This is a genomic window from Acinetobacter sp. YH12095, assembly GCF_013419245.1.
In the GTDB taxonomy this organism is placed as follows: domain Bacteria; phylum Pseudomonadota; class Gammaproteobacteria; order Pseudomonadales; family Moraxellaceae; genus Acinetobacter; species Acinetobacter towneri.
Window position 1 is genome coordinate 49,888 of the sequence record NZ_VPAL01000010.1, and the last position, 25,003, is coordinate 74,890.

Sequence of the window (25,003 nt, forward strand, 5' to 3'; positions counted from 1 at the left end):
ACCTCAACGTTCTGTAGTGCTAATAGGTGCTTGCTCTGCACCAAAGCCAGACCACACCGCCTTGAGACGCTCTACACCACTGATAGCAAGTTGCATTTTGGGTTTTAATTTTTCAGCTGTAATATAACTTTGCTGCTGATCAGCTGATAGAACTTCAACCGTTACAGCTTCAAACCCCTTCTGATTTTTAACAAAAATAATGTGTTTACCATCTTGTGAGGTTATGGCAGTACTTGGTACTGGCCATGCTGCAATTACTGTTGGCTGCTTACTTTGAACATGAACTTTGACAAATTGTTGCACCCGCAAACAATTATGTTTGGTATCCATTTGTACGATGATATTTTGAGTTTGTGTATTCCCTACAAGTGCTGGAGCGATATTTTGTATATGCCCTGTAATATCACAACCTTCAACCTGAACAACATCCCCAATATGCACATATTTACTGTCAGCTAAATTAGCTTGTAATAACAATTGTAACGGTGAATCAGCGTTTACAAGTTGACCTAATACTGTACCAGCCTCAACATACTGACCTGTAGAAACCTGTAAGTTTTCTATATAACCACTTGTTGGGCTTTTAACATAGACAATGGAATTTAGACTATTTACCTGCCCTCCTCCCATAAATTGCAGCATTCGCTGTTTTGCACCTAAGTTAATATTAAGACGCTGTACTTGATTCTGTGCCTCTTGCACACGCTTCTCGGCAATAATGCCTTCAGCATATAAGCTACGTTCACGTGTTAAATTTTGCTGGGCTAATTGTTGTTGAGCACGAAGCTGCAATATTTCATTTTGAATCTGAATTAAATCTGGACTATGTACAGCAAGTACATGATGATTCCGGGTAACTTCTGCCAAGGGTTGTACCAAAACTTGCTGCACCATTCCTGAAACAGGACTAGTCAGTACAACTTTGCTTTCTGGTGACCACTGTACTTGCCCTTGTAAAATAATTTGTTTTTGTATGTTAGTAGAAGAAGCACCTAATGTGTGTAATTTGATCCCAACTTGCTCAATTTGTTTTGAAGAAATTAAGATTTGTTGCTCTGAGACTTCAGGACTCCTCTCAGCCTCTGAAACCTGTCTCTCTACTTTAGCCTCTATATTTTTATTCGAGAGCAGCTTACTTCCCCACCATAGCCCAAGGCTAATCAAGATCAAGACGCTCATTAGATATAATAGTTTTTTAAAATTTAGTACATCTACTCGCTGATCCACTCGTTTCATCCTTCAAGAGATTTTCTCTACAAAGCTAAGATTAAGTTCTTAAGATCAGATTAAGTTTATAAACCTATTTCAGACTGCATAGGCCCAAGTGAACCGTATTGGGTTTGTGGGAGACTTTTATTTAACTGATGTTACGTAGTAAGTGCATTTTGAGCATCTTCGCTACTACATGTTGTAGTCGATTTATAAATTATTAATAATCATTATATTAAACTATATATTGTTATTATTTCTCACGAAAATCAGCATCAAAACATAGGTGACTTTTATAAACTAAAATGTCTAAAATGAAGTGACCAAAACCACATTAAATGATCTAAATTGATCAAAATTTTACTCCACCAAAAACTATATACCAGTAATCAAATCATATACTTATAATTAAGGTCATTTAATGGAATAAATCTCGGTGACCTTGCCAAGGTTGGGGTAAATTTTTATGATCTAACTTTTACTACTTTGTAGCAGGAATCACAGCCATACAATCAATCAATCCCAACCTCGGTAATAGCTTAAAAATATTACTAATAAAAATAGAACCAAATTAAATTATGCACACCAAAACTATAAATTGTGTCTACTTTTCTACACTTACACAATAAATACCGTTAGATTACTTGAAAAGTAAACAGTTAAATAGTAGAAATGTATCATAGTTATATTTTAATAATCTAAATATGTGCCGTGGAACGCGTAAACAAGTAACTTCTGAATGTTCATTTAATTTTGATAACCCCAAAATTATCTTCAAGCGAGATCTTTCTAAACTCGCATTAAACACTCATCCAGATTTTGCTGGCATTCATCACTGCTATCACATGGCCTTTCGAGCTCTACGATTAACTTCTCATTTTCGTTTAGCATCAAACAAACTCAATGTTTGGTCTATAGCAGGAATATCCAATTTCTGGATCGCTGATAATTTTGATTTGTACCTGCATCACATGAAGCTTCCGCCTTCACCTCAGGAATTACATGTATATACGTTCCCACCTGATGCCAACTTACAACAACAACTCAAACACTATGCAAGCTTTGAATTCTTAAGTTTTTTGCAAGCAAATACTTTTGATATACACAATTTAAATCCGCAGCATCTTCAGCAAGCGATCAACCGATATATTTCGACTGAAGTTTTACTCGACTTTAATCGCTTACATTCATTCAAAGCACATAAAACGCTCAGTCTTGAGGGGCTTGGTAAGTTACTCAATTTTAGCCATACACAACTCCACAATAGAAACAGAAAAATCCATGCACGTCGCCAGCATCTACTTGACGAAGTCAGCAAGCAATCAAAAGTCGTCGATCATTATTTAAATCAAAATGATTTTTCACCAAATCCAACAGATTTTTGGAATTGTTCATATGCACGAAAGTGAAACTAAGCCCCTTCCTCAACCCAAAATTTTATTATCAGACTTATTAAAAAAGCTTTTTAATGCAGAGGATTTGTGTCTTCATGCACATATTAACTTTATCGCAGATCTATTGGTTTACCATGACTGCTCAGATTATCTTAAGGGGCTTGTTCTCAGTGAGATTGAATCTGATATTTCTACAAGTTCACCACCTCGCATTCCCGCTACTCTCCAAGCGTCTAGAAAATCTAAAATTGGTGATTCCCCAATCACGTATTACATCAACAGTATTGCCAGCATTTATCATGCGCACACGGAACTACTCACCTGGAATGTGCTCGTCCTTAAAGCAGCACTATATTTATTAGCATTGCCGCAGATCAAACCAGATTTATTTGAAAAACAACATACAGAGCATCTCAATACGATTAAGCGCTTATTTCAGCGTTTCCGCGTTGCAAACAAGTCTTTTTTTGCAAAAAAAAAAGATGCTCACGCATTAGATTATCAAGCATTCTTAACTCTTAAATTCCCTGCTTTATTTCTATCATTAGAGCAATTTGTAGAGTCTGCTCTTCAACCTGAAGCAGATCAAGAACTAAATGATTTTCAGAAAAATTTCTGTGATGAATTACGTATTGCATTCAATTATGTACTAAAAAGCCGTCCAAAAATTGCCAAATCAAGTGTAGATAGTAAACTGCAATATCGTACATGGGATACCGATGGAACTATTAACGAAATCATTGAGACTAAAAAAAGTAATAGAGGTTTAGCTAATGAGCAAGCCCTTGACGAGCAAGAAGACCCCTCTGTTATTGTTCAAGCAGATCAGATTACACCACTTGCCAGACATTCTAAAAATGCCCAACGTATGGCACTTTCGTTAATTCCAAAACATATGCAACGACAAGATCATTTGCTCACTGCAAGTTGTTTACTCCCAAGTGTTTATACTATTTCTGACCTAATTACATACCTGTATCATGATGATAAAAAACATAATGATAAAAGCGTGCTCGTTGTATTACTTTGCTTAATCACAGGCGTTGGCTTTAAAGACTGGTTAAATTTTCAAAAAAGGCGTGTAAAAAGATTAAATCATCGCCAAGTCATTAAATTGCAAAGTGACCAATACTATCTCTCAACCAAATTCAGCATTTTTGAAGATGCAACGTTTGAATATCCGGAGTCACTGATCAATAACACCGTTCATTTAGATATCCCTATCCCAAATCACTTTATTGATCGTATCAAAGCAGAACCAATCATCACTGAAGATGAGCTAAAGAAAAAAATTAGAATAATAAAAGATGAAGTCAAAATTCCTCAGCTGAACTTATCAAAAACTAGCTCATTACTGCATCATGTTATTTTGCAAAAAACAGGCAATAGGCAACTTGCTGACATCATCACTGGTGTAGATGCAAGTCACTCTTCTTCAAGCTCTTACTGCCATTACAATGTAAATAAATTACAAAAAAATTATGTCAAAGTTTTATCTGAACTATGTACACAGCTCGCTGAAAATGACTACGGTGATATTGTCTATAGTGATCAGTCCATCTGCTTTGGTAGCCAAAAAGCACCAAGTAAAAATGTCATAAAGGACATCCTTTTCTATCTTTACACCAAAATTTATACGACTTCAGATAACGACTGGGTAGAAAGTTTTAATGCTTATAGCATTTGGATGTGGCATATCCTACTTTTGTTTACCGCTGCACGACCTGTTCGGGACTTTCCAGGTTTTTTGAATAATATAAGTTTTCAGCAACAGACAATTATGCTGTCTGACAAAGAGGTCGGTGGTAGACGTGGCTTTGGACGCTTGATTCCACTTTGTGCATTTCTCATCGGTGAATTAAAGAAATATCTTCGTTTCCTCGAACATATCCAACAACATTACATGGCGATTAACCGCGAAATCTCAGCCCAAATTGATGCCATATTTAATAATGAACAGCCTCTGTTAAATCTTTTACAAAATGGCACACTCACTCCGCTTACACCTTCCAATGTGCGTGACTTTCATCCTGAAGTTGGGTTAGCACATCCCAACTGGCACCGCCATACAACACGTGCCTTTCTCACCAACAAACAAATCCCCGAGCCTTTAATACTTGCACTTTTTGGACATGAAGCCTTCCAACAGGAAGCCGCACATCCATTTTCTAGTTTGTCTCTGAACCAATATCGCGCGCTCGCAACACATTTAAATGAAATGCAGGAATATTTTGAAATTATTGGAGTGAATTTAAATGTCCTCATCGCTTAAAAAAGCAGATCAACTGTTTGCCGAAAAGAAACGAGAACTTACTCGACAATTAAATGAACAAAAAATTCAAAATGAAGTTCATGCTTCACTCCGCAAATATTTTTCAGAACAGCAGTTTGATCAGAATCCACATTTGCTAGGTGATTACGGCGAGGTTTATAGCCACATCAAGAAAAACTCTACGAGTAAAAAGTGGATCAAGTTTGCATATGATTTTTTTGAAGATTACATCAAAGAGTTAAATGCTCAGCATCGCTTGGATTTAGAGCTGCCTCATGCTGTTTTAGATATTAAAAGAGATAAGCCTATCGTGACCATGAGCTGGAATGCCGATGGTCATGAAATAAATGACCTCGTACAACAGCTTTATAATTATTGGGAATTGGCTGAAAGCTGTGACTCATTCTCAAATGAGGAAATCGTGGGCAATATTATATTGTCTGCCATTCTATTTGGTGGCTTAAATGAAAAAGCTGAACTTAATGCCTTGCTTGAACACCTCAGAAATCCAGTAAAAGTACGCCATTATAAAGACCTTAATATTCTTTTTTTAGAATCCCATTCTAATCATTATGGCGATATTTTTATTGATGAATATACTGTTCGAAAATCTAGAAATTTTATTCCAGACCCCGTCACACGTCTGTGGCTAATACATTTTAATCTGAGAGATATTCGACATGTTCATCTTCCCGTAGAGGGCTATCTTGAGTATATCTTTCGAAAAATAAAGAAAAAGTTTAAAAAAAATAGCTTATCGCATTTACTTCAGCATGCTCGCTACAACTGGTTACAGCTTCCCAACGTAGATATAGATCCGGCGCTCTCTGAATGCCTCATCGGGAATTTACTCAGTTGTGGTTTACCCGAACAAGAGTTTGAGCGTTTTGTGCAACCAAAATTTAAATATAAGCATGAGCTCACTACTGAAGTCATTCATCAGTCTAAGAATTTACCTCCACAAACTGTTTATTTGCATCATGAGCAAGATGCACTAAAAGATGTACTAAAAATTCATAAAGACTTATTAAAAATTATTCGTCTTCGCCAAACAGATGCCCCAATCTATCAACTCATGATCGATTATTGTATGGAGAATGCAAAACTCTTTAATGAATACAGTAAACGAATCACCCTGTGGTTAATTAGTCTCTTTAAACCACCTCAAGAAGATATAGATCTGCTAGCTCAGAGATTTGATTTTTGCGCTACAATTTTTGCTAAAATCATTTCCAACAATAGCCAGTTAGCCAAAAGCTCAATTTACACATACTACACTCGAATTGGTGAGCCTTGGCTAATCTATTCTTTACAATATCAATTTTCTGAGGACGATGAAGAAACACGCCTGCAAAAAATATATGCACAGATTTATCAAAATAACTGTATTGCTGAAAGTCTGCTCGAAGATACTGTTAAAAAATCGGCTGCTCAAATTGTAAAAACACTCAAACGTTTTCATCAATTTCAAGAACAACTATTCGATGCCCCAGCATTCACTTTAGAGACGCTGGATCAACAAACCAGACCACGCACACGTATTATCAGCCCAGTCACATTTCAACTGTTAATCAAAAAACTTCAACAAGCACATCTACAAAATATCATCTCTCAACATGACTATGAAAATCTTAGTCTTATTTATACGCTTGCTTACAGAACTGGGATGCGAATTAATGAAATGATTGGTTTACGTATCAAAGATACTGAAGGATTAAACAGAATATCATTATTGGTCAAGCCATATGGGTCAGAAAAAATAGGCAATGAACACAGATTAAAGACTGACAGCGCGCAACGTAGCGTGCCCGTGTATTGCTTACTCAAAGCATCTGAGTATCAACAATTTCATCAATATGTTGTCAAACAGCGGTTAACAAAAAAACCGAATGATTATTTATTCAGTCAGTTCAATGAGAATAAGAAACTCAGCCAGCACATGCTGACTGCACCCTTTAAAAATTTTATGGATCAGTTATTCAAGCAACATCACTATACATTTCATTCATTTAGACATTCTGCAGCAAATCATTTAGCATTAATTTTTAAATGTGATTATCATTTTTTGTCTGATAGCCTCACAGACTATACGGAAGTTGAATATAATCAGCTCAGGGCTGAGTTATTACGTAATTCAATTGATCAAAATCATTGGATTATCATCGCACATCTTTTGGGGCATCTCGAACCCATCGAGACCTTTAAAAGTTATATTCATGTAGCTTACTTTATTGCAGGTTATCAATTTTCCAAATATCGCCCATTACTAAGCAATGGTTTGGTTAAGAAAATGCTGGGGATAAGCAATTCAACACAAGAGTTACATTTTCTAAAATCGCTCAATGATCAGTCTGAATTCAATTTTGAAATGCATGCTACAACGCTCTGTAAACTCCTTCTAAACAATCAAGAAAAATGGATAGCGAGCAATGCTCACACACTACATGCAGAATTAGAGGTAAATCAAACGCAAGAACATTGTATTTTTGACTATTTTGTCGCGACTCCAGAATCTAAAATCGATCTTGATCTATTTTATAAGGCACTCTGCTTATTAGAGTTATACAAATATGATACGGAGCGCGTAGCACAAGAACTTTGCCTATCTCATGAGCTCATCAAGTATTGGTATGACAATGCAATCCAACTCAAACAACTTAAATCTAGAAAAAACAATCCAAGACTTTTTCATATAACCGAACTGCAATACATCAAACCGTCAATGATTGATACTAATGAGGACCTTTTATTGGTCACACATTTTTTTAACTATCTACAAGCCTGCTATCAAAAGTCACCTGAAAATATTAGGTATGTCTTAGAATTCTTTATTAATCACGTAACTGCTTCACATACAGGTTTACATTCAACGCGGAAAAATATTCAGAATCTGGAAAAATTCTACTATGCGGCCAAAGATCTGTTTCCTGCCAACATGTGGCATTTACTTGGAATAGATATGGTTAATTTTTTAAACAAAGAAATTACGCCGAATCTACTCAAACTTGCCAAGGCAAATCAGAAACTAGAAGGTTACCCAACAACAAAAGAAAATAATGCACGCTTACAGCTATATTCCTTAAAACAAGGCAAAGCACTACCGGCTTTTAAATTTTGTTTACATCTGGCTTGCATTGGTAGGCCTGCTCAATTGCAGTTAGAAATAAAATGACTTCAATAAATCATCGTAACGGATACTGCTTAACTCTCGTGCTACACCTAAGTTTTAATGGTGAGTGTCTGTTTTAATTTTTTTTGGGGGTTATACAGTTAATTAATGCTGATAAAAGCCTAGGCTGGCCATATATAATTCCATCAACCTGATTTTTTACCATTCGGTTTACCTAATTAATCATCACAAAATTATGTTGGTGATAATTTGGTAAATTTTTAAAAACTTATGTGACCACAATTAAACGATCTTAATAAAAATTAATTCCAATAAAAAATATTTGAAAACGTAAGTTGTTTATTTCATTGTACTTATATACACAGCAATTTATACAATTTAATGTATATTATGTTGGTGACTATTGCCAATATCGGGCTTTGGATTTTGATGCTGTATTGATTGAATTTAATGGGGAGGATGATCATGTTCATTTATTAATTAATTACCCACCAAAAGTTGCTATTTCAAATTTAGTGAATAGCTTAAAAGGTCTATCTAGTCGCCACCTTAGAAAAGACTTTCCTGAAATTAAAAACAAACTTTGGGGTGATTCTTTATGGTCGCCAAGTTACTTTGCTTCAAGTTGCGGTGGTGCGCCATTAGAAATTATTAAACAATACATCGAGCAACAACAATCACCTCATTAGAATTAAAAATCGAGCCTTATATCACCTCCATAAATGAGGGTGTTTTACGGCTCATTGGATAAATAAACATAAACGTCGACTACTCCCAGATCATTTAGCAACCGTACGTATTGAGCATGAATCTGCATCAACGCAATACATCTGTGGGTGCACACTGCGTCGTATCGGCGAATATCAGTGAAAAATTGAATTTCAGACCAGCGCAGTTCTATAAAGAACAGCATGTGCGTGGTAAATGGGTTTGTGATCAATGTGACACCCTGACTCAGCAAACGATGCCTGCCTATGTGATCGATAAATGTATTGCGACACTTGAGTTACTTAGCCATGTGCTGGTATCCAAATATGCTGATCACTTACCGCTGTATCGTCAGCGACAGATCTTTCTGCGCGCAGGTGTAGATCTATCTAGATCCACCCTGTCAGATTGGATTGGTCGCTGTGGTGTAGACACTTGAACCTCTGGTCAATGCCTTAAAACAGGTGGTGCTGCAGCAAGGGGGTGATCTATGACTTTCAAGAAACCGTTCAGGTCTGCATGCAGAAGAATTCCTGAATGGCTGGCAGGGACATCTGGTCTGTGATGATTACAGTGGTTATAAAGCACATTTCAAATCAGGTCAGATCATTGAAGTAGGTTGCATGGCACATGCATGTCGTAAATTCCATGAACTGCATATCACTGGGAAAAGTCAGATTGCTGAACAGGCACTGGTGCTGATTCAGAAATTGTATGCGATAGAAGCAGAGTTAAGGCACAAGACCGACGGTACAGCGCAACAACGCTGCGAATACCGGCAACGGCATAGTCAACCAGTGATGCAACAACTATATGAATTGCTCAACCAACATCATCTGATGGTGCCATCAAGCTCTACCACCGCTAAGGCAATCAATTACACTCTAAAGCGCTGGCAAGCCTTAAGCCGCTATTCAGATGATGGTAATCTATCTATTTACAATGATTTGGTGGAGAACCAAATGCACCCTTGGGCTTTAAGTCGTAAGAACTGGTTGTATGTTGGATCACTGCGCAGTGGTCAGCGAGTTGCTAACATCATGACATTGATCCAGTCAGCAAAGTTGAATGGTCTAGATCTGTATGCCTATTTAAATGGTGTACTGCAAAAGTTGCCGACATACAAAGTGATCCAAATTAAAAGATTGGCATAGAGTTTAGAGGACACTTACAAATCAATGGTATCGCCAAGTTGATCGTCATCATCTTTAGCTAAAACGGTCTTTAGCTTATCATTTGTGGCTAGACGCAACAGCATCAAATATCTAGCTTAAGAAGCATCTCAGAGTAAATTTTTACAACAAAGCTAATAAGCTTAGGCTATTTTAATAGTTTTCATGATCCGCTGCTTTATACAAAGGCTATAAAAATATTTAGTAATTTTTTATCTAAATTACTCTATATACTTAAAACTTGGTTGATCTCCCTATCTTAACCACACCATTTTTTGAGCACTGAAAAACTTTTTTCTGCAAAAATATATGAGGAACAACAAAAGTGTAAAATCTAAAAATAATATCTATTCTTTTAACTATTTTTCATTCAGCTATACACACAGATATTTTGTATCCAATTTTCTTAGTACTTGAATTCTTCAGTGATACATTAAAAAATGTGTAGCAAGTTGCTACACTTTTCCTTAGACAAGCTCTTTACCAAAAATATCATTCAGCCTATCACGAATACTTTGTACAAATTCCGGATTATTTTTTAGTTTATGCTTCATATTACGTTTAAAGTCATTCAAGCTCATACCAACTTCAGCAAAATCCATTTGGAATAAAGTGTCATTAATAACAATATTTGCTTGAGAGTCAGTGAGACAACCAATTTTTTTAAACCACTTCTTGAACTGCGAATACTTTTCATCATTATTAAAAATGTACCAGGAACGTACATTCGTATCGAATTTTGCCCCCAATTCTTTTACTAATGCATTCTCTTCAAATGGAACATCAAGATAAATTTTTTCAATTACAGCAGTTTCATTTAGTGTTTTATCAGTAATACGCTGATGCAGTTTAAAATTCACCCCCACAATTGGGCGCCCTTTTTTTATGGTTTCATACTCTAGTTGTAGATCTGTATTTTCGTTAATTTCTGCAACTATTTTATCTAATACATAGCGTCTAAAATCTACCCAGCGATCATATTTAGTTTCATTAATATCAATCAGAGCTTTCAAGTTTTCTAAAAGCATTGGGACTTCATAACTCTTTTGGCTTGCGTACTTGAATTCATTTTTAATGAAATACGTATAAAGACTCATACTAGCAACAGAATCCAAGGCAAACAGATGTTTCAATTGATAGGTGGTGAAATTCCCCCCAGCCAACTGCGTGAAATACGGTAACACCTCACTGGTAAAACGAATCTGAATGGCATTTTTAGAATCATCTTCCCATCTTAACTCACGGATAATAGGAACGACAGAATGTACTTTTTTAGTCTTTCTCTTACCATCATCAGTAGGTTCCTCAATAATAAAATGAGCCACCCTAGATGAAAGTTCTTTATAAATCCGGTCTATTGCAACATTAATCGAATTGCGTTTATTCAATCCTAGTAAATCTGCCAAATCATCCTTATACAGATAAATATAGGTTTGTTCTGTGATTTCACCATTTACCCTATTTTTCTCACTATAATTTGCAACAGCCATTGCATATAGGAGCGCCTTATATTCATTGGCTGATAACTCAATTGGGCGAATTAAGCGGTTACTAGTGCTAACAACGCCATTATGACGAATATTGCCTATACAGTAAGGAATATGATTCAATTCTTCTTGCAATGATTCTGATTCTGTCATAACCGTGATATTTATATATTTAATTCTATTTTTATATACAAAAGTGGAAAAACTTTCAAGACTTTCACCACAAGAATCTAAGAGTGGAAGGCTTGTCATCAGAAATATGCATTTTTGACGATTTATTGTCCTTAAAGTGGAATGAAATATATTATTTCCACCATATAGTGACAGACCTTCCACCTTTAGCTCTAAACTAACAGTTCAAAATACCCATTTTCACTTATTTCTTCCAAATTTAGGTATGCTATGTCAGATAGAAACCTAGATGTGACAAGGCTTCCACCTTTCATTAGATTTGAAAGGTATAAATGAATAGATAATCATCAGGAAATATCCAATAAAAAAAATTTATCCACAGGGTGCTAACACATAGTGACAAACCTTCCACCCTTAAAGATTGTTTAGCCAACTTTATCAACAAATTAAGTATTTATTTTTGCAAGAGTTTTTTAAAAAATATAACCTTTTTAAAAATAGTAGTGACAAACCTTCCACTCTTGTGACAAACTTTCCACTTTACGGTGACAGACCTCCCACCTTTGAGTGACAGACCTTCCACCTTTGAGTGACAGACCTTCCACCTTTGAGTGACAAACCTTCCACTTTACGGTGACAAGCCCTCCACTTTTAAACTTATAAGCATTTGTTTTATATAGCAAAAAAACAGTCTTAATTATTAATTAGCTAAATAAATAATTATACTAATTATTAATTAAGCTAGCTTATTTAAAAATTAGTTTTTTAAGTTGTTTTACACCTAAATAAATAAGATTTATAAATTTAAAAACTATAGTATGATGAGTGAAAGTTATTTATATTGTTAAACATTCAAATACGGAAGCATCTGACACGTATGTCTGCAAAAATTATTACGGTTGCTAACCACAAAGGTGGATGTGGCAAAACAACGACCGTTGTACATCTAGCCTCTGAACTTGCAAATCTTGGCAATAAAGTTTTAGTCATTGATTTAGATCCTCAAGCAAACGCAAGTTTACACATTGGGATCCAACATCCAAGCGAAATTGTTGTTACTTCAGCAGAATTACTCGTTGGTGATATTTCATTATTAGCTGATGCATTACAAGAAGAAACAAACTTTGAAAAAGTATCATTAATTTATGGCTCATTAAATTTAGGAAAAACTGAAGACCAGCTTAAAGAAGAAGCTCCTCGTCCTTCAGAAGAATTAAGCATCAAGCTAGAACTGTTAAAAGATCTTTACGACTTCATATTAATTGATTGCCCACCTAGTCTTAAACTATTAACCAGTAATGCCTTAGCATCATCAACACATGTCATTATCCCTATCGAATCTGGATCACAATATGGACTGTATGGGGTAACAGATCTTTTAAACCATCTTGAAAAGATAAAACGTATTAATCCAGATTTAGAGCTTTTAGGCGCTTTACTGATTAAACATGATGAACGTCAGAATGTTTGTAAATTGATTCGGGATGAAGCTTTAAAACAGGTTGGAAAAATTTTACAAACTACCATTCCTCAAAGTACTAAAGTTAATCAAGCAGCAATTCTGCAACAGCCACTTTTGAAAGTAGAAAAAAATTCAAAAGTACGTAAGGCTTTTGAAAGCCTTGCTTATGAAATTGTAGCGAAAGTTTAAACCTGAGAGTATTATGGCAAGCACTAAAGAGCTTTTAGCTCAAAAATTGAAACAAAATACAGAAAAACATCAGCAAGCACAGAAAGACAATATTAAAGAGCTAAAAGAATTTAGACGTAATGTTCCTATTGAGGATATCAGTCGCAGTCCCAACCAACCGCGTAAAGTATTTGAAGATTCTCAATTAAAAGAACTGGCGGATTCTATTAATGAAATCGGCCTTTTGCAGCCCATTACAGTGCGTAAACTTGATAATCTGAAATATGAACTGATTGCAGGCGAGCGACGCTTACGGGCGCATCAATTACTCGGCAAGTCGGTGATTGAAGCCATTATCATTGATGCTAATGATGAAGAAGCATCTTTGTTAACCCTAGCTGAAAATTTAAAGCGTCAAGATCTGACAGATTATGAAATTTTTATTGGTTTGAACTCACTTGATGAAAAGTTGAAGAAGAACAAGCAACGTTTAGCTAATTCATTGGGTTTAAATCGCGAAGATATGTACAAATATCTATCGTATGAAAAGCTGCCTAAAGCAATGTTGAATGACCTGGATTTGGAGCCAGGTCTAGTCGGTCGTACTGCTGCAACAGCGTTCAAGAAATTTTTATCGGATCATATAGAGCAACTTTCGGAGGCGGAAACAGCTTTACTCGGTGCTTGGGAGAAATTAAAAGAAAAAAAACTGGAGCAAAGCAAAGTTACTTCTTATGCTGAAAAACTATTGAGTCAAGATCCAGAAAAAGTAACCACGACATCAGTGGTAAGAAAAATCGAATATGATGGTAAGGTTGCTGGAAATATCAAACTGAATCAAAAACAGCTCAATATCTCTCTTAAAATTTCAGAAATTGATGAAGCTAGTCTTTTACAACTAGAAGATTTTTTAAAACAGCTTATTCAGAAAAGTGAAAAAGTGTAGCAACTTGCTACACTTTTCAGTTTGCTCATAAAACTCTCACACTTACGTGAGAATTTTTTATAATTATCACATGCGAAAAATTATACCACCCAAACTGAAATTGATATGGTTACGCTAGAAGAGTTTATTCCTAAAAATTATCTTATACGTAAAATAGACAAAGCGATTGATCTCAATATCATTCATGAACGTGTCGCGCATCTATATTGTCCCGATAAGGAGACTGTTGAACGAATTTTGCCGTTGCAAAATAATTACAGGGTCTCTGTTATGCAAGTAACGCAGCAATGTTTACTGTCAGTTACAGCACAAAACTTGAAGAAAATCGCCTTGCACTTATCGAAGTTAATTTTTATTGTATTTTTTAGCCATCAATACGCTTAAAAATAAATCACTATGAATAAGCGATAGAAGTTTAGAAAATACCCCCACTTTAACGATCGCTAAAGTGGGGTTTGTGATTAGTCTGAAAAGTGTAGCAACTTGCTACACTTTTTTAATACTTAAATTGTACGACAAGAAATGACGTATCAATACTTACACACGAGCGTATTATTGGGTACTATTGGTTTAACTAAAACTAGATAACCTATTCATTGCAGGACAATTCCATGGCACGTACTCCAAAGCAAACCAAACAAGAACCCATTGAGGTCATTCTTTGGAAAGCTGCAGACAAACTTCGTAAGAACATTGATGCTGCTGAGTACAAGCATGTAGTCCTTGGTTTGATCTTCCTCAAGTACATCTCTGACTCATTTGAAGCTCACTACAACCTATTGGTTGAAGGTGAGGGAGAGTTTGCAGGAGCTGATCCTGAAGATCGTGATGAATACACTGCATACAACGTCTTCTTCGTTCCTGAGATCGCACGTTGGTCATACCTGTTAAACCAAGCAAAGCAAGTCACCATTGGTAAGATTGTAGACGATGCAATGGAAGCCATTGAGAATGAGAACCCTCAGCTCAAAGGTGTACTACCTAAAGTCTATGCACGTCAAAATCTCGATCCTACGAGCCTAGGTGAGCTGATAGACCTCATTGGTAACATTGCCCTAGGTGATGCAAAAGATCGCTCTGCCGACGTTTTAGGACACGTATTCGAGTACTTCCTAGGTGAGTTCGCTTTAGCTGAAGGTAAGCAAGGTGGGCAGTTCTACACGCCTAAATCCATCGTGAGCTTATTGGTTGAAATGCTAGAGCCATACAAAGGACGTGTATTCGATCCTTGCTGTGGTTCAGGTGGTATGTTCGTACAGTCTGAGAAATTCGTAGAATCGCATCAGGGTTTAGTGGACGACATCTCCATCTATGGTCAAGAAAGTAACCAGACAACTTGGCGTTTGGCCAAGATGAACTTAGCCATTCGTGGCATTAACTCAGAGCATGTGAAATGGAACTCTGAGGGTTCATTCCTGAATGATGCACACAAAGACCTGAAAGCGGATTACATCATTGCTAATCCACCATTCAACGTCTCTGATTGGAGCGGTGAGCAGTTAGTGGGTGATGCTCGTTGGTCTCTAGGTACACCACCTGCAGGCAATGCGAACTTCGCATGGATGCAACACTTCTTGTATCACATGAGTCCTAAAGGTCAGGCAGGCGTTGTGCTTGCTAAAGGTGCATTAACCTCTAAGACCAGTGGTGAAGGTGAGATTCGTAAAGCCTTGGTTTCAGAAGCCAATGTCATCGACTGTATTGTGAACCTACCTGCCAAGCTGTTCCTGAACACACAGATTCCTGCTGCTTTATGGTTTATGCGTCGTGACCGTGTTAACTCAAGCCAATACCAAGATCGTAGCAATGAGATTCTGTTCATTGATGCTCGTAACCTAGGTCATCTGATTAACCGCAGAACCAAAGTCTTGTCTGATGAAGATATTAAGCTCATCACAGACACTTACCACAATTGGCGTAACAAGGGTGGTGAGTATGAGGATGTTGCAGGCTTCTGTGCATCTGTACCACTTGAGAAAGTCGCTGAGCTTGATTATGTACTGACGCCAGGTCGTTATGTTGGTTTAGCTGATGATGAAGATGAGTTCGACTTCAAGGTACGCTTTACAAGCTTAAAGGCAGAGTTTGAAGCACAGCTTGCTGAGGAAGCCAAGCTAAACCAAGCCATTGCTGAGAACTTAGCAAAGGTGGTTGTATGAGTGAGTGGCAGGTTGGGCGATTAGATAGCTTCTTTACCCTAAAACGTGGTTATGACTTACCAAAGCAATCTCGTGTTTCTGGTAGTGTTCCCATCATTGCTTCTTCAGGTTTTGCTGATTTTCATAATGAAGCCAAAGTAAATGAATCAGGTGTTGTGACGGGCCGATATGGAACCATTGGTTCAGTTTTTTTCAGTGATGTACCATTTTGGCCATTAAACACATCTCTTTATGTAAACGACTTTAAGGGGAATGACAAAAAGTTCATCTACTACTTTTTGCAAACATTGGATTGGGAAAAATTTAGTGACAAAAGTGCGGTGCCTGGAGTTAACCGTAATGATGTTCATCAAGAAGAGATATGCTTTCCGTCTCTCCCTGAACAAAAAGCCATAGCCTCAATCCTTTCATCATTAGATGACAAGATCGACTTACTGCACTGTCAGAACAAGACTTTGGAAGCCATGGCTGAAACACTGTTTCGTCAATGGTTTATTGAGGAAGCGAAAGAGGATTGGGATGATTTACTAGTAAGTGATATAGCTACTCATATCAAAGACAATGTGAACCCATCAAAAGATCCTCTTAAGACATACTATCATTTTAGTTTGCCTGCTTTTGATTCAGGAGAAAAGCCTACTATTGAATTGGGTGCGGAAATTCTGAGTAATAAGTACAGAGTATGTGAGAACTCAATTTTAGTCTCAAAGCTGAATCCAAGAGTGCCTCGTATATGGTTATTAACTGATGTCAAAGATAATTATGTATGTTCAACAGAGTTTCAGAATTTGAAGCCTAAAGTAGGATCTCATTTAATGTTCTTGTATAGCTTATTCAATTCAAGAGATGTTATTGATGAATTAGCAATGAGTGCTTCGGGAACCAGTGGCAGTCATCAAAGGGTTAAGCCAGAAGATATGTTAAATATCTCTTTTAAGACTCCAAGTTTAGACTACCTTGAAGAGTATTCGCTGTTGATTACTCCTTCGATGCAAAAGGTTTCATCTAACAAGAAGCAAATCCAAACACTTGAACAACTACGAGATACCTTGCTTCCTAAGCTGATGAGCGGCGAAGTCAGAGTCCAATACCAAACAGAAGAAGTTGCATAACATTTGAGGTGAAGTCATTTGATGGCTTCACCTTTTTTACATTCAGGGGGCTGAATTGAATAAAAAAATTATAGGGGCAATCATTGCCTTAGTCGTAGTGATCTGTGGCTACTTGTATGCTTCGCCATACATTGCCATCAATAACATCAAGAATGCTGCACAAGTAGGTGATAGCGAAAAGGTGTCCAAGTACATCGACTATCCAAGTGTGCGTCAGAGCTTCAAAGATCAAATGAATGCCATGATGATGAAAGAGATGGCAACCCATAAAGATGATGGTTTCGCAGCACTAGGTGCCATGCTTGCATCTACCATGGTAGACAAGATGATTGATGGTTTTGTCACACCTGAAGGGATGACCATGATGATGCAAGGCAAAGACCTTAAAGATGCAGCACATTCATCACAGGGAGCATCAACAACAGAAACCAAAGAAGAAGATCAAGCAGAGTACAAAACTCGCTATACCTCATTCAGTGACTTTGAGGTTGTGATCCAACATCCAAATGATTCCAAAGCCGTCACTGTCAAAATGGTTCGTGATGGTTTGAGTTGGAAAGTGAATAAGATCGCTGTGCCGATGGATTAAGTAAAAGAGAACAAAGAGGAAAAACAGAATGATAAAGCGCATGATTCAAATGGGATTTGGCTTGATTGCTGTAGTTAGCTTTGCTGCAACCGTTCAAGCAGCACCGGCTAAATTCAATCATAGCGGCATACAAAAAGGTAAAGTCATAGAAACCTGTTATCACTCTCCTTGTTCAGTCGCCAAGTTTGTCTCTTACAAACAACTGAATAAGACAGCGACTGAATCCAAGATTCAAGTCACCTTGCTGGGCGGTAGTCGTGAGTGGGAAGCCAAGAAAATTGACTGGAATAGATCGCCACATAAAGTCACTGTGAATTGCTCATACCAACGACCAACAGTTCAGATTGGTTCACAAAAGACTCTGATTCCACTCAATGATGGTTTAGGTGTTCCTGGAGTACTGATGGTAGATGCTGAACTCTATCTATATGTTTGCCATAAGTTTGAGGGCGCTATTGAGAATGCTGTGCAGAAGTATGGCTATAACGTGCAGGACGATGAATAAGGTTTCTTAGCTTTACATCATATAAAAAATTAATGAGTCCAGGTTATATGGATAAGTTTAGGGGGAAATAATCAAGTGACTAAGATGACCGAATCAGACATTGAGCTGATGGCGATAGAGCAACTAGAGGGATTGGGCTATACCTATGTGTATGGACCTGAGATTGAATCGAAGGGCACTAACCCTCTACGAAGCTATAAGCAGGTCATCTTGGAAGACAAAGTGCTTGATGCATTACAACGCTTAAATCCTCATTTAAGCCAAGACAAATGTACTGAAGCACTAAAGCAAGTCACCAATATTCAATCCCCTGATCTACTCAGTAATAACCAAGCATTCCACCGACTGCTCACTGAGGGCATTAACATTGAGGTGAGCAAAGAGGGTAACACTCAAGGTGAGTATGCTTGGTTGATTGACTTTGAGAATCCAACCAATAACGAATTCCTTGTCGTCAATCAAGTAACCATCAAAGAAGATCGCTGGACAAGACGACCAGACATTATCTTGTATGTGAATGGCTTACCCTTGGTGGTCATTGAACTCAAGAATGCAACAGACGAGAATGCCACTGTAGAAGGCGCATACAAGCAAATACAGACCTATCAAAGCCAAATCCCTAGCTTGTTTACCTACAATGCTTTCAACGTCATCTCTGATGGTTTAGAGGCGAAAGCAGGTACTGTCTCAGCAGACTACAGTCGCTACATGGCGTGGAAGACAAACAATGGTCAAACCAAAGCCAAGAAGACACAAGCACAGCTAGAAGTCCTGATTCATGGTTTACTGAATCCAGTCACACTACTCGACATGATTCGACACTTCATTGTCTATGAATCAACGAAGCACGAGGATACCAATGGCTTAATCACCATTAAGACCATCAAGAAGATGGCTGCATATCATCAGTACTATGCAGTGAATGCAGCAGTCCTCTCGACTATTCGTGCGTCTGCAGTGAACTCGGACTCGAAATCAGCAGAAGTTGCCATGCAACATCAAGGTAGAAGTAAGCTCGAATTGGTACAGCAACAAGCAGTCGGTGACAAGAAAGCCGGTGTGGTATGGCATACCCAAGGCTCAGGTAAGTCTTTGTCTATGGTTTTCTACACAGGCAAGATTGTCTTGGCTTTGGATAATCCAACAGTCGTTGTGATCACAGATCGTAATGATCTAGATGATCAGCTCTTTGGTACATTCGCTGCATCAAGCCAACTCCTTAGACAAACACCACGACAAGCAGACAGCCGAGAAGAACTCAAAGAGTTACTCAAGGTGGGTTCAGGTGGCGTGATCTTCACCACCATCCAAAAGTTCCAACCGGATGATGGCACTAGCGTCTACGAGCAACTGTCAGACCGAACCAACATTGTCGTGATTGCAGATGAAGCACATCGTTCTCAGTATGGCTTTAATGCCAAGGAAGTCGATGTCAAAGATGAAGATGGCAAGGTTGTCGGTAAACGTACTGTCTATGGTTTTGCCAAGTACATGCGTGATGCACTTCCTAATGCTACTTACCTTGGTTTCACAGGAACACCAATTGAGAAGACGGATGTAAACACACCTGCAGTCTTCGGGAACTATGTAGATATCTATGACATCTCGCAAGCAGTGGAGGATGGTGCAACTGTTCGTATCTTCTATGAAAGCCGCCTAGCTAAGATTGCCATCAGTGAGGAAGGCAAAGAGCTGATTGAAGACTTTGATGACCAGTTTACTGAAGATGACTTAAACCAAACTCAAAAAGAACGTGCGAAGTGGGCAAGAGTCGAAGGTTTGATCGGCAGTAAAGAACGTATCAAAGCCATTGCAAAGGACATCGTAGAACACTTTGAGCAGCGTCTTAAAGCCAATGCAAACCAAGGCAAAGGCATGATCGTCAGCATGTCTCGCAGGATCGCTGTAGACCTTTACAACGAGATTGTAAAGATCAAACCAGAGTGGCACAGTGATGATCTGAATGATGGTGTAATCAAAGTTGTGATGACTGCCTCAGCTTCAGATGGTGAGGTGATTGCTAAACATCACACTACCAAGCAACAGCGCCAACGCTTAGCAGATCGTATGAAAGACAATGATGATAAGCTCAAACTCGTTATTGTTCGTGATATGTGGCTGACTGGTTTCGATGCCCCAAGTATGCACACCCTTTACATCGACAAACCAATGAAAGGTCACAACCTCATGCAAGCGATTGCACGAGTCAACCGTGTCTACAAAGACAAGGCTGGTGGCTTGGTTGTGGACTATCTTGGTATCGCATCTGACTTGAAAGAAGCCTTATCGTTTTACTCAGAAGCAGGTGGTAAAGGTGATCCTGCATTGGTGCAGGATGAAGCTGCAACGATCCTGCAAGAAAAGCTAGAAGTGCTTGATGGCATTTTGCATGGCTTCAACTACCAAGAGTACTTCACTGCAGATACTTCTCGTAAGCTCAACATCATTTTAGAAGCGGAAGAGCATATCCTTGGTGTAGATCAAGGAGAAGGGAAGACTCGCTTCCTGACAGCAGTCACAGCGATGTCACAGGCATTCGCATTAGCTGTACCTCATCCACATGCTATGGAAGCTGCACCAGTGGTGGCATTCTTCCAAGCAGTCAAAGCACGTCTTGCTAAGTTTAGTGATGGTACAGGCAAGATTTCTGGCTTAAGTAATGCTGAGCTTGAAGCCAAGGTAAAGCAAACCATTGACCAAGCTCTAGTCACAGAGCAAGTGGTAGATATCTTCGATGCTGCAGGGATTCAGAAACCAGATATCTCGATTCTCTCTGATGAGTTTATGCAGGAGATGAAAGACTATAAGCATAAGAACATTGCGCTTGAAACACTTAAGAAGTTACTTGGTGATGAGATTAAGGTACGAGAGCAACGCAGTGTCACCCAAGGTAAGAAGCTCATGGATATGTTGATTTCAGCAATTAAGGGTTATCAGAACAAGGTACTTACTGCAGCAGAAGTCATTGATGAACTGATCAAGTTAGCTAAGACAATTCAGGAGTCAGACAAACTGGCTGAAGAACTCAACCTGACTGAATACGAATATGCGTTCTACTCAGCAGTAGCAGACAATGACAGTGCTCGAGAATTGATGCAGAAAGACATATTGAGAGAACTTGCAGTCGTACTCACTGATTCTATTCGTAAGAATGTGACTTTGGATTGGACGATCAAGGAAGCTGCTAGAGCAAAGTTAAGAGTCATCGTGAAGAGATTGCTGAAGAAGTATGGCTATCCACCTGATATGGCTTTATTGGCTACAGAAACTGTATTGGAACAGGCTGAGCAGTTGGCTGAAGAGCTTTCCAGTTCAAAAGAATAGGGTACAGATAGTGTTCAAAAAGACCGCTATATTAACCATAACCAAGGGGGCATTTTTACACTGCTGCTAACAAGGACAACCCTTCACTTATACTAGCTCAAAACTGATCTGACAGTTCCCCGTTTTTTATTGTGCCTGTCAGGTTAAATTTGGGCTAAATTCTTATCAGCCCAAATTCGTTTTCCATTAAGTAAAGTTTCAAATGGGCTTCCTGTTTGACATCTTTTGGGAATAGTTTCGGATATTTTGTTGTTCTAACTTTTCATGATGCTGTTGAATTTAGTCCAGATCTCATAAAACATTGTATAACTGAAACGCTGGAAAACCTATTTAGCAAATTTGGGGTGTAGTTTCCACTTGAAATAATTCAATTAAAAATAAATGTATGTATTTTATTTATTTTTTGATATATTTCAGTTTAACCTAAAAACGACTAGTGATAGTTATAAAAAGTTGTGCTTAGAAGAATCTTTATTATTTTCAGAGGTTTACTTATGAAAAAGTTAGTAATCTTATTATCAATGTCGACGGTTTTTTTATCAGCTTGTGGTAATAAACATGACAAAATGGTTGGCTACTGGCAATTAGAAAATGTGCAAGGAAAGCGCATTATGCAAATTTTTAAAGAGGGTAAAGATAGTTATATTCTTAAAGAAAATGTGGTTGCTCGTAGTAATGTGGTGAATGGTAAAGAGGGAAGTTCTCTCGTATTGGAAAAAAAAGATGATACTTTAGCGGTTAATAATGGTTTAGCTGCTATGCCCTTACATTTATCTGATGATGGTCAAACATTACGTATTTCTAAAAATCAGTACAAAAAAGTAGATGAAAATTTTGTCAATAAAACAATAGAAAATATTAAAGTGTGTCATGAAATTGAAACAGAATATCGGACTAAAGTTAAAGAACTACCTATTTTTACTCGTGACCCTGCAATTCAAGAGCAACGTAAAACGTTGGCTGAGTCAACTACTAAAAAAATGCAAGCCATTGAAGATTGTAAATTTGGTATCTACTGATAATTACACTATTTAATGAGGGTGTAAATAATTCTGTGTAAATGTGGTTTTAAAAATACTTGGTTACACGTTCATCAAACATGATACTAAAACGATTCATGGCAGCTTTCCAATTCTGAATGGGCATCGTCCATTTTTTGCTTGCTGCCATAATCGCTAAATATACCACTTTTTTCACAGATTCATCGGTTGGGAAGATTTTTCTTTTCTTGGTGGCATGGCGAATGACACTGTTCAAGGATTCAATTGCATTGGTGGTATAAATCGCCTTGCGAATGTCCATTGGATAGGCAAAGAACGTGTTGAGATTCGACCAGTTGGCAAGCCATGATTTACTGATTTGAGGATATTTATCGTCTCACTTTTGACCAAATTCATCCAGGGATGACATACAATCGATACAGCGCATCATTATTATTGAAAATGGTGCCATGATGAATAGGGTATTTGATTGGTATATGCAGTTGCCTCTTGAGTGGCAGTCGAGCCTGTTTGTCTATCGTGGGCATGGGGCCAACATTAAAACAGTAGTTAAATTATTAGAACAAGTATCGGATAACTGCTTGTTGGCATTTTATGGTGATCTTGATCCGTATGGGATTAATATTGCCTCTCATTTTTATAAAATACGTCCTTTAGCCCTGATTGTGCCTAGTATCTGGCAGGAGATCACAGTCACTCATATCGACAACAATGTGAATAAATTCTTGAAGCAGATCGTTCAGACTAGGGATATTGCATTTGATCAAGCTGAACCTTTGATTTTAAGAGAGCTATTTCATCATGTTGATCCTAGCCAAAATAATGGACAGTACTTCCCTCTAAAGATAACGTAACGTTAACTTTGGAGATCCAAGAAATGGCCAAACGTTTTAATCCCAAATTTAAACAGCAAGCAATTGATTATGCACTTTCAAACTCACACGAGCCTACAGCTGCAATCGCCCAGAAATTAGGTGTGGGTTATTCAACTTTAGACAAATGGATTCGTGAAGCCAATCCAGTGGGTTCAAGCAAACGTCAACTTTCACCAGAACAACAGCGGATATTGGAATTAGAGAAAGAAGTCAAACAGCTTAGGGAAGTCAATGACATCTTAAAAAAAGCGCATGTGTACTTTCTGACAGATCATGCCAAGAAAAGTACACGGTAATTCAAGATCTGGATGTGAATGAAGTCACTGTATCTTCTGTCTGTAAATGCCTGGGTGTCAGCACTTCAGGCTATTATGCCTGGCGAAAGCGCCAGACCAATCTAGCGCAGAAATATAATGATTTAAAAGCCGTATATTGGCAGCATCATGCACGATTGGGTGCACCTTCATTGGTACATGACATGCATGATTTAGGTTACAGCATGAGCGAACGAACCGTTGGAAGAATGCTTAAAAAGCTTGGTTTACGTAGCAGGATTGCACGTAAATACAAGCATACGACTGATTCAAACCATCGTTTGCCTACAGCACCTAACTTGTTAGATCGTCAATTTACGGTCAATGAACCCAATAAGATCTGGACAACAGATATTACCTATATCCGTACTAAGCAAGGTTGGCTGTATTTATGTGTGATGCTGGATCTATTCAGCCGTCGTATTGTCGGTTGGCAAACCAGCTATCGAATAGACCGTCAATTGGTATGTGATGCGTTTCATTATGCAATGGCTCGTCAGGGGTATCCAATGGGTGTCATGGTACATTCGGACCAAGGCTCACAGTACTGTAGTCGTGATTTTAGGGCGCTATTATTGACGAATAACTGCGTTCAAAGTATGTCACGCAGGGGAAACTGCTGGGATAATGCAGTGACCGAAAGCTTCTTTCATACATTGAAAGTTCATGTGGTCCATGGCAGTGTATTTGCCACTCGAAAAGAAGCGAATGCTGTCTTGTTTGACTATATTGAGATTTATTACAATCGAATCAGAAGACATTCTGCAAACGGCTGTTTAAGCCCAGAAGCCTTTGAACAGAAATATTTCAAGAATTTAGAGGGATTTGTTGTCCACGATACTGTCTAGGATCAAAAACTAGATCACCTACCTGTATATCTTCGATTTTTTTCCAAATTCTCCGTGGTAAATTTAGATCCCTCTGTACACGCACTAGAGTACCCGCAATAAAACACCCAGTAAGTGCTGGTATTTCTTTCAATTTATCACCCATAAAAAATGTCCCCTATTATTTGTTAATGATAATGTATGACTGTTAATTTTT

Annotated in this window: 17 protein-coding genes and 2 pseudogenes; 16 read left to right on the forward strand and 3 right to left on the reverse strand. The window is 37.9% G+C overall.

The genetic code is table 11. From position 1 onward, the window contains the following. Positions 1–3 precede the first annotated feature (3 nt). Positions 4–1,227, reverse strand: coding sequence for an efflux RND transporter periplasmic adaptor subunit (locus tag FTU35_RS08490; protein ID WP_004974297.1), 1,224 nt, complete (start codon positions 1,225–1,227; stop codon positions 4–6). 686 nt (positions 1,228–1,913) lie between these two features. On the opposite strand from FTU35_RS08490, the gene FTU35_RS08495 reads away from it, so the two are divergent. The 5 genes and pseudogenes from FTU35_RS08495 to FTU35_RS08515 form a co-directional block, all read left to right on the forward strand. Beyond that, on the forward strand, positions 1,914–2,618 hold the full coding sequence (locus FTU35_RS08495) for a hypothetical protein (RefSeq protein ID WP_094069346.1): 705 nt from the start codon (positions 1,914–1,916) through the stop codon (positions 2,616–2,618). Then, entirely contained in the window at positions 2,605–4,875 is a 2,271-nt protein-coding gene (locus tag FTU35_RS08500) for a hypothetical protein (protein WP_070153152.1), read from the forward strand. The genes FTU35_RS08495 and FTU35_RS08500 overlap by 14 nt, the downstream gene beginning before the upstream one ends. Beyond that, entirely contained in the window at positions 4,859–8,047 is a 3,189-nt protein-coding gene (locus tag FTU35_RS08505; protein ID WP_154320135.1) for a tyrosine-type recombinase/integrase, read from the forward strand. Before FTU35_RS08500 ends, FTU35_RS08505 begins: the two co-directional genes overlap by 17 nt. A 329-nt stretch (positions 8,048–8,376) precedes the next feature. Continuing rightward, complete coding sequence (gene tnpA, locus FTU35_RS08510; protein ID WP_257229519.1) at positions 8,377–8,694, forward strand: IS200/IS605 family transposase; 318 nt, start codon at positions 8,377–8,379, stop codon at positions 8,692–8,694. 61 nt (positions 8,695–8,755) lie between these two features. Then, a pseudogene (locus FTU35_RS08515) lies at positions 8,756–9,867 on the forward strand (IS66 family transposase); the annotation flags it as partial. 485 nt (positions 9,868–10,352) lie between these two features. Here FTU35_RS08515 and FTU35_RS08520 read toward each other — a convergent pair. Beyond that, positions 10,353–11,525: a replication initiation protein gene (locus FTU35_RS08520; protein WP_094069347.1), complete on the reverse strand. Its 1,173-nt coding sequence runs from the start codon at positions 11,523–11,525 to the stop codon at positions 10,353–10,355. An 856-nt stretch (positions 11,526–12,381) separates the two neighbouring features. On the opposite strand from FTU35_RS08520, the gene FTU35_RS08525 reads away from it, so the two are divergent. The 9 genes from FTU35_RS08525 to FTU35_RS08565 all read left to right on the forward strand — a co-directional run bounded on the left by FTU35_RS08525 (position 12,382) and on the right by FTU35_RS08565 (position 22,788). Next, entirely contained in the window at positions 12,382–13,155 is a 774-nt protein-coding gene (locus tag FTU35_RS08525) for a ParA family protein (RefSeq protein WP_094069344.1), read from the forward strand. Between the two features lie 13 nt (positions 13,156–13,168). Then, a complete protein-coding gene (locus FTU35_RS08530) occupies positions 13,169–14,080 on the forward strand; it encodes a ParB/RepB/Spo0J family partition protein (RefSeq protein ID WP_070153141.1) in 912 nt (303 codons plus the stop codon). 105 nt (positions 14,081–14,185) lie between these two features. Beyond that, complete coding sequence (locus tag FTU35_RS08535; RefSeq protein WP_070153138.1) at positions 14,186–14,464, forward strand: hypothetical protein; 279 nt, start codon at positions 14,186–14,188, stop codon at positions 14,462–14,464. A gap of 227 nt (positions 14,465–14,691) precedes the next feature. Beyond that, complete coding sequence (locus FTU35_RS08540) at positions 14,692–16,239, forward strand: class I SAM-dependent DNA methyltransferase (RefSeq protein WP_154320136.1); 1,548 nt, start codon at positions 14,692–14,694, stop codon at positions 16,237–16,239. Next, positions 16,236–17,351, forward strand: coding sequence for a restriction endonuclease subunit S (locus tag FTU35_RS08545; protein ID WP_104915058.1), 1,116 nt, complete (start codon positions 16,236–16,238; stop codon positions 17,349–17,351). Before FTU35_RS08540 ends, FTU35_RS08545 begins: the two co-directional genes overlap by 4 nt. A gap of 55 nt (positions 17,352–17,406) precedes the next feature. Beyond that, on the forward strand, positions 17,407–17,940 hold the full coding sequence (locus tag FTU35_RS08550) for a DUF2939 domain-containing protein (protein WP_167846516.1): 534 nt from the start codon (positions 17,407–17,409) through the stop codon (positions 17,938–17,940). Positions 17,941–17,968: 28 nt separating this feature from the next. Further along, positions 17,969–18,445 (forward strand): hypothetical protein, encoded by a 477-nt coding sequence (locus FTU35_RS08555; RefSeq protein WP_070153126.1) that lies wholly within the window; start codon positions 17,969–17,971, stop codon positions 18,443–18,445. Positions 18,446–18,529: 84 nt separating this feature from the next. Continuing rightward, entirely contained in the window at positions 18,530–21,769 is a 3,240-nt protein-coding gene (locus tag FTU35_RS08560) for a type I restriction endonuclease subunit R (protein WP_154320137.1), read from the forward strand. 494 nt (positions 21,770–22,263) lie between these two features. Next, entirely contained in the window at positions 22,264–22,788 is a 525-nt protein-coding gene (locus FTU35_RS08565) for a hypothetical protein (protein WP_154320138.1), read from the forward strand. Positions 22,789–22,837: 49 nt separating this feature from the next. Here the strand turns inward: FTU35_RS08565 and FTU35_RS08570 are convergent. Continuing rightward, positions 22,838–23,146, reverse strand: a pseudogene (locus tag FTU35_RS08570) (transposase); the annotation flags it as partial. A 49-nt stretch (positions 23,147–23,195) separates the two neighbouring features. Here FTU35_RS08570 and FTU35_RS08575 point away from each other — a divergent pair. Both FTU35_RS08575 and FTU35_RS08580 read left to right on the forward strand, forming a co-directional pair. Further along, complete coding sequence (locus FTU35_RS08575; RefSeq protein WP_373682995.1) at positions 23,196–23,624, forward strand: hypothetical protein; 429 nt, start codon at positions 23,196–23,198, stop codon at positions 23,622–23,624. A gap of 23 nt (positions 23,625–23,647) precedes the next feature. Continuing rightward, positions 23,648–24,807, forward strand: a protein-coding gene (locus tag FTU35_RS08580; protein WP_154320140.1) for an IS3 family transposase whose coding sequence is annotated in 2 segments (ribosomal slippage) — positions 23,648–23,882 and positions 23,882–24,807 — 1,161 coding nt in all. Because the reading frame shifts where the segments join, the coding sequence is not laid out codon by codon here. Positions 24,808–25,003: the final 196 nt, after the last annotated feature.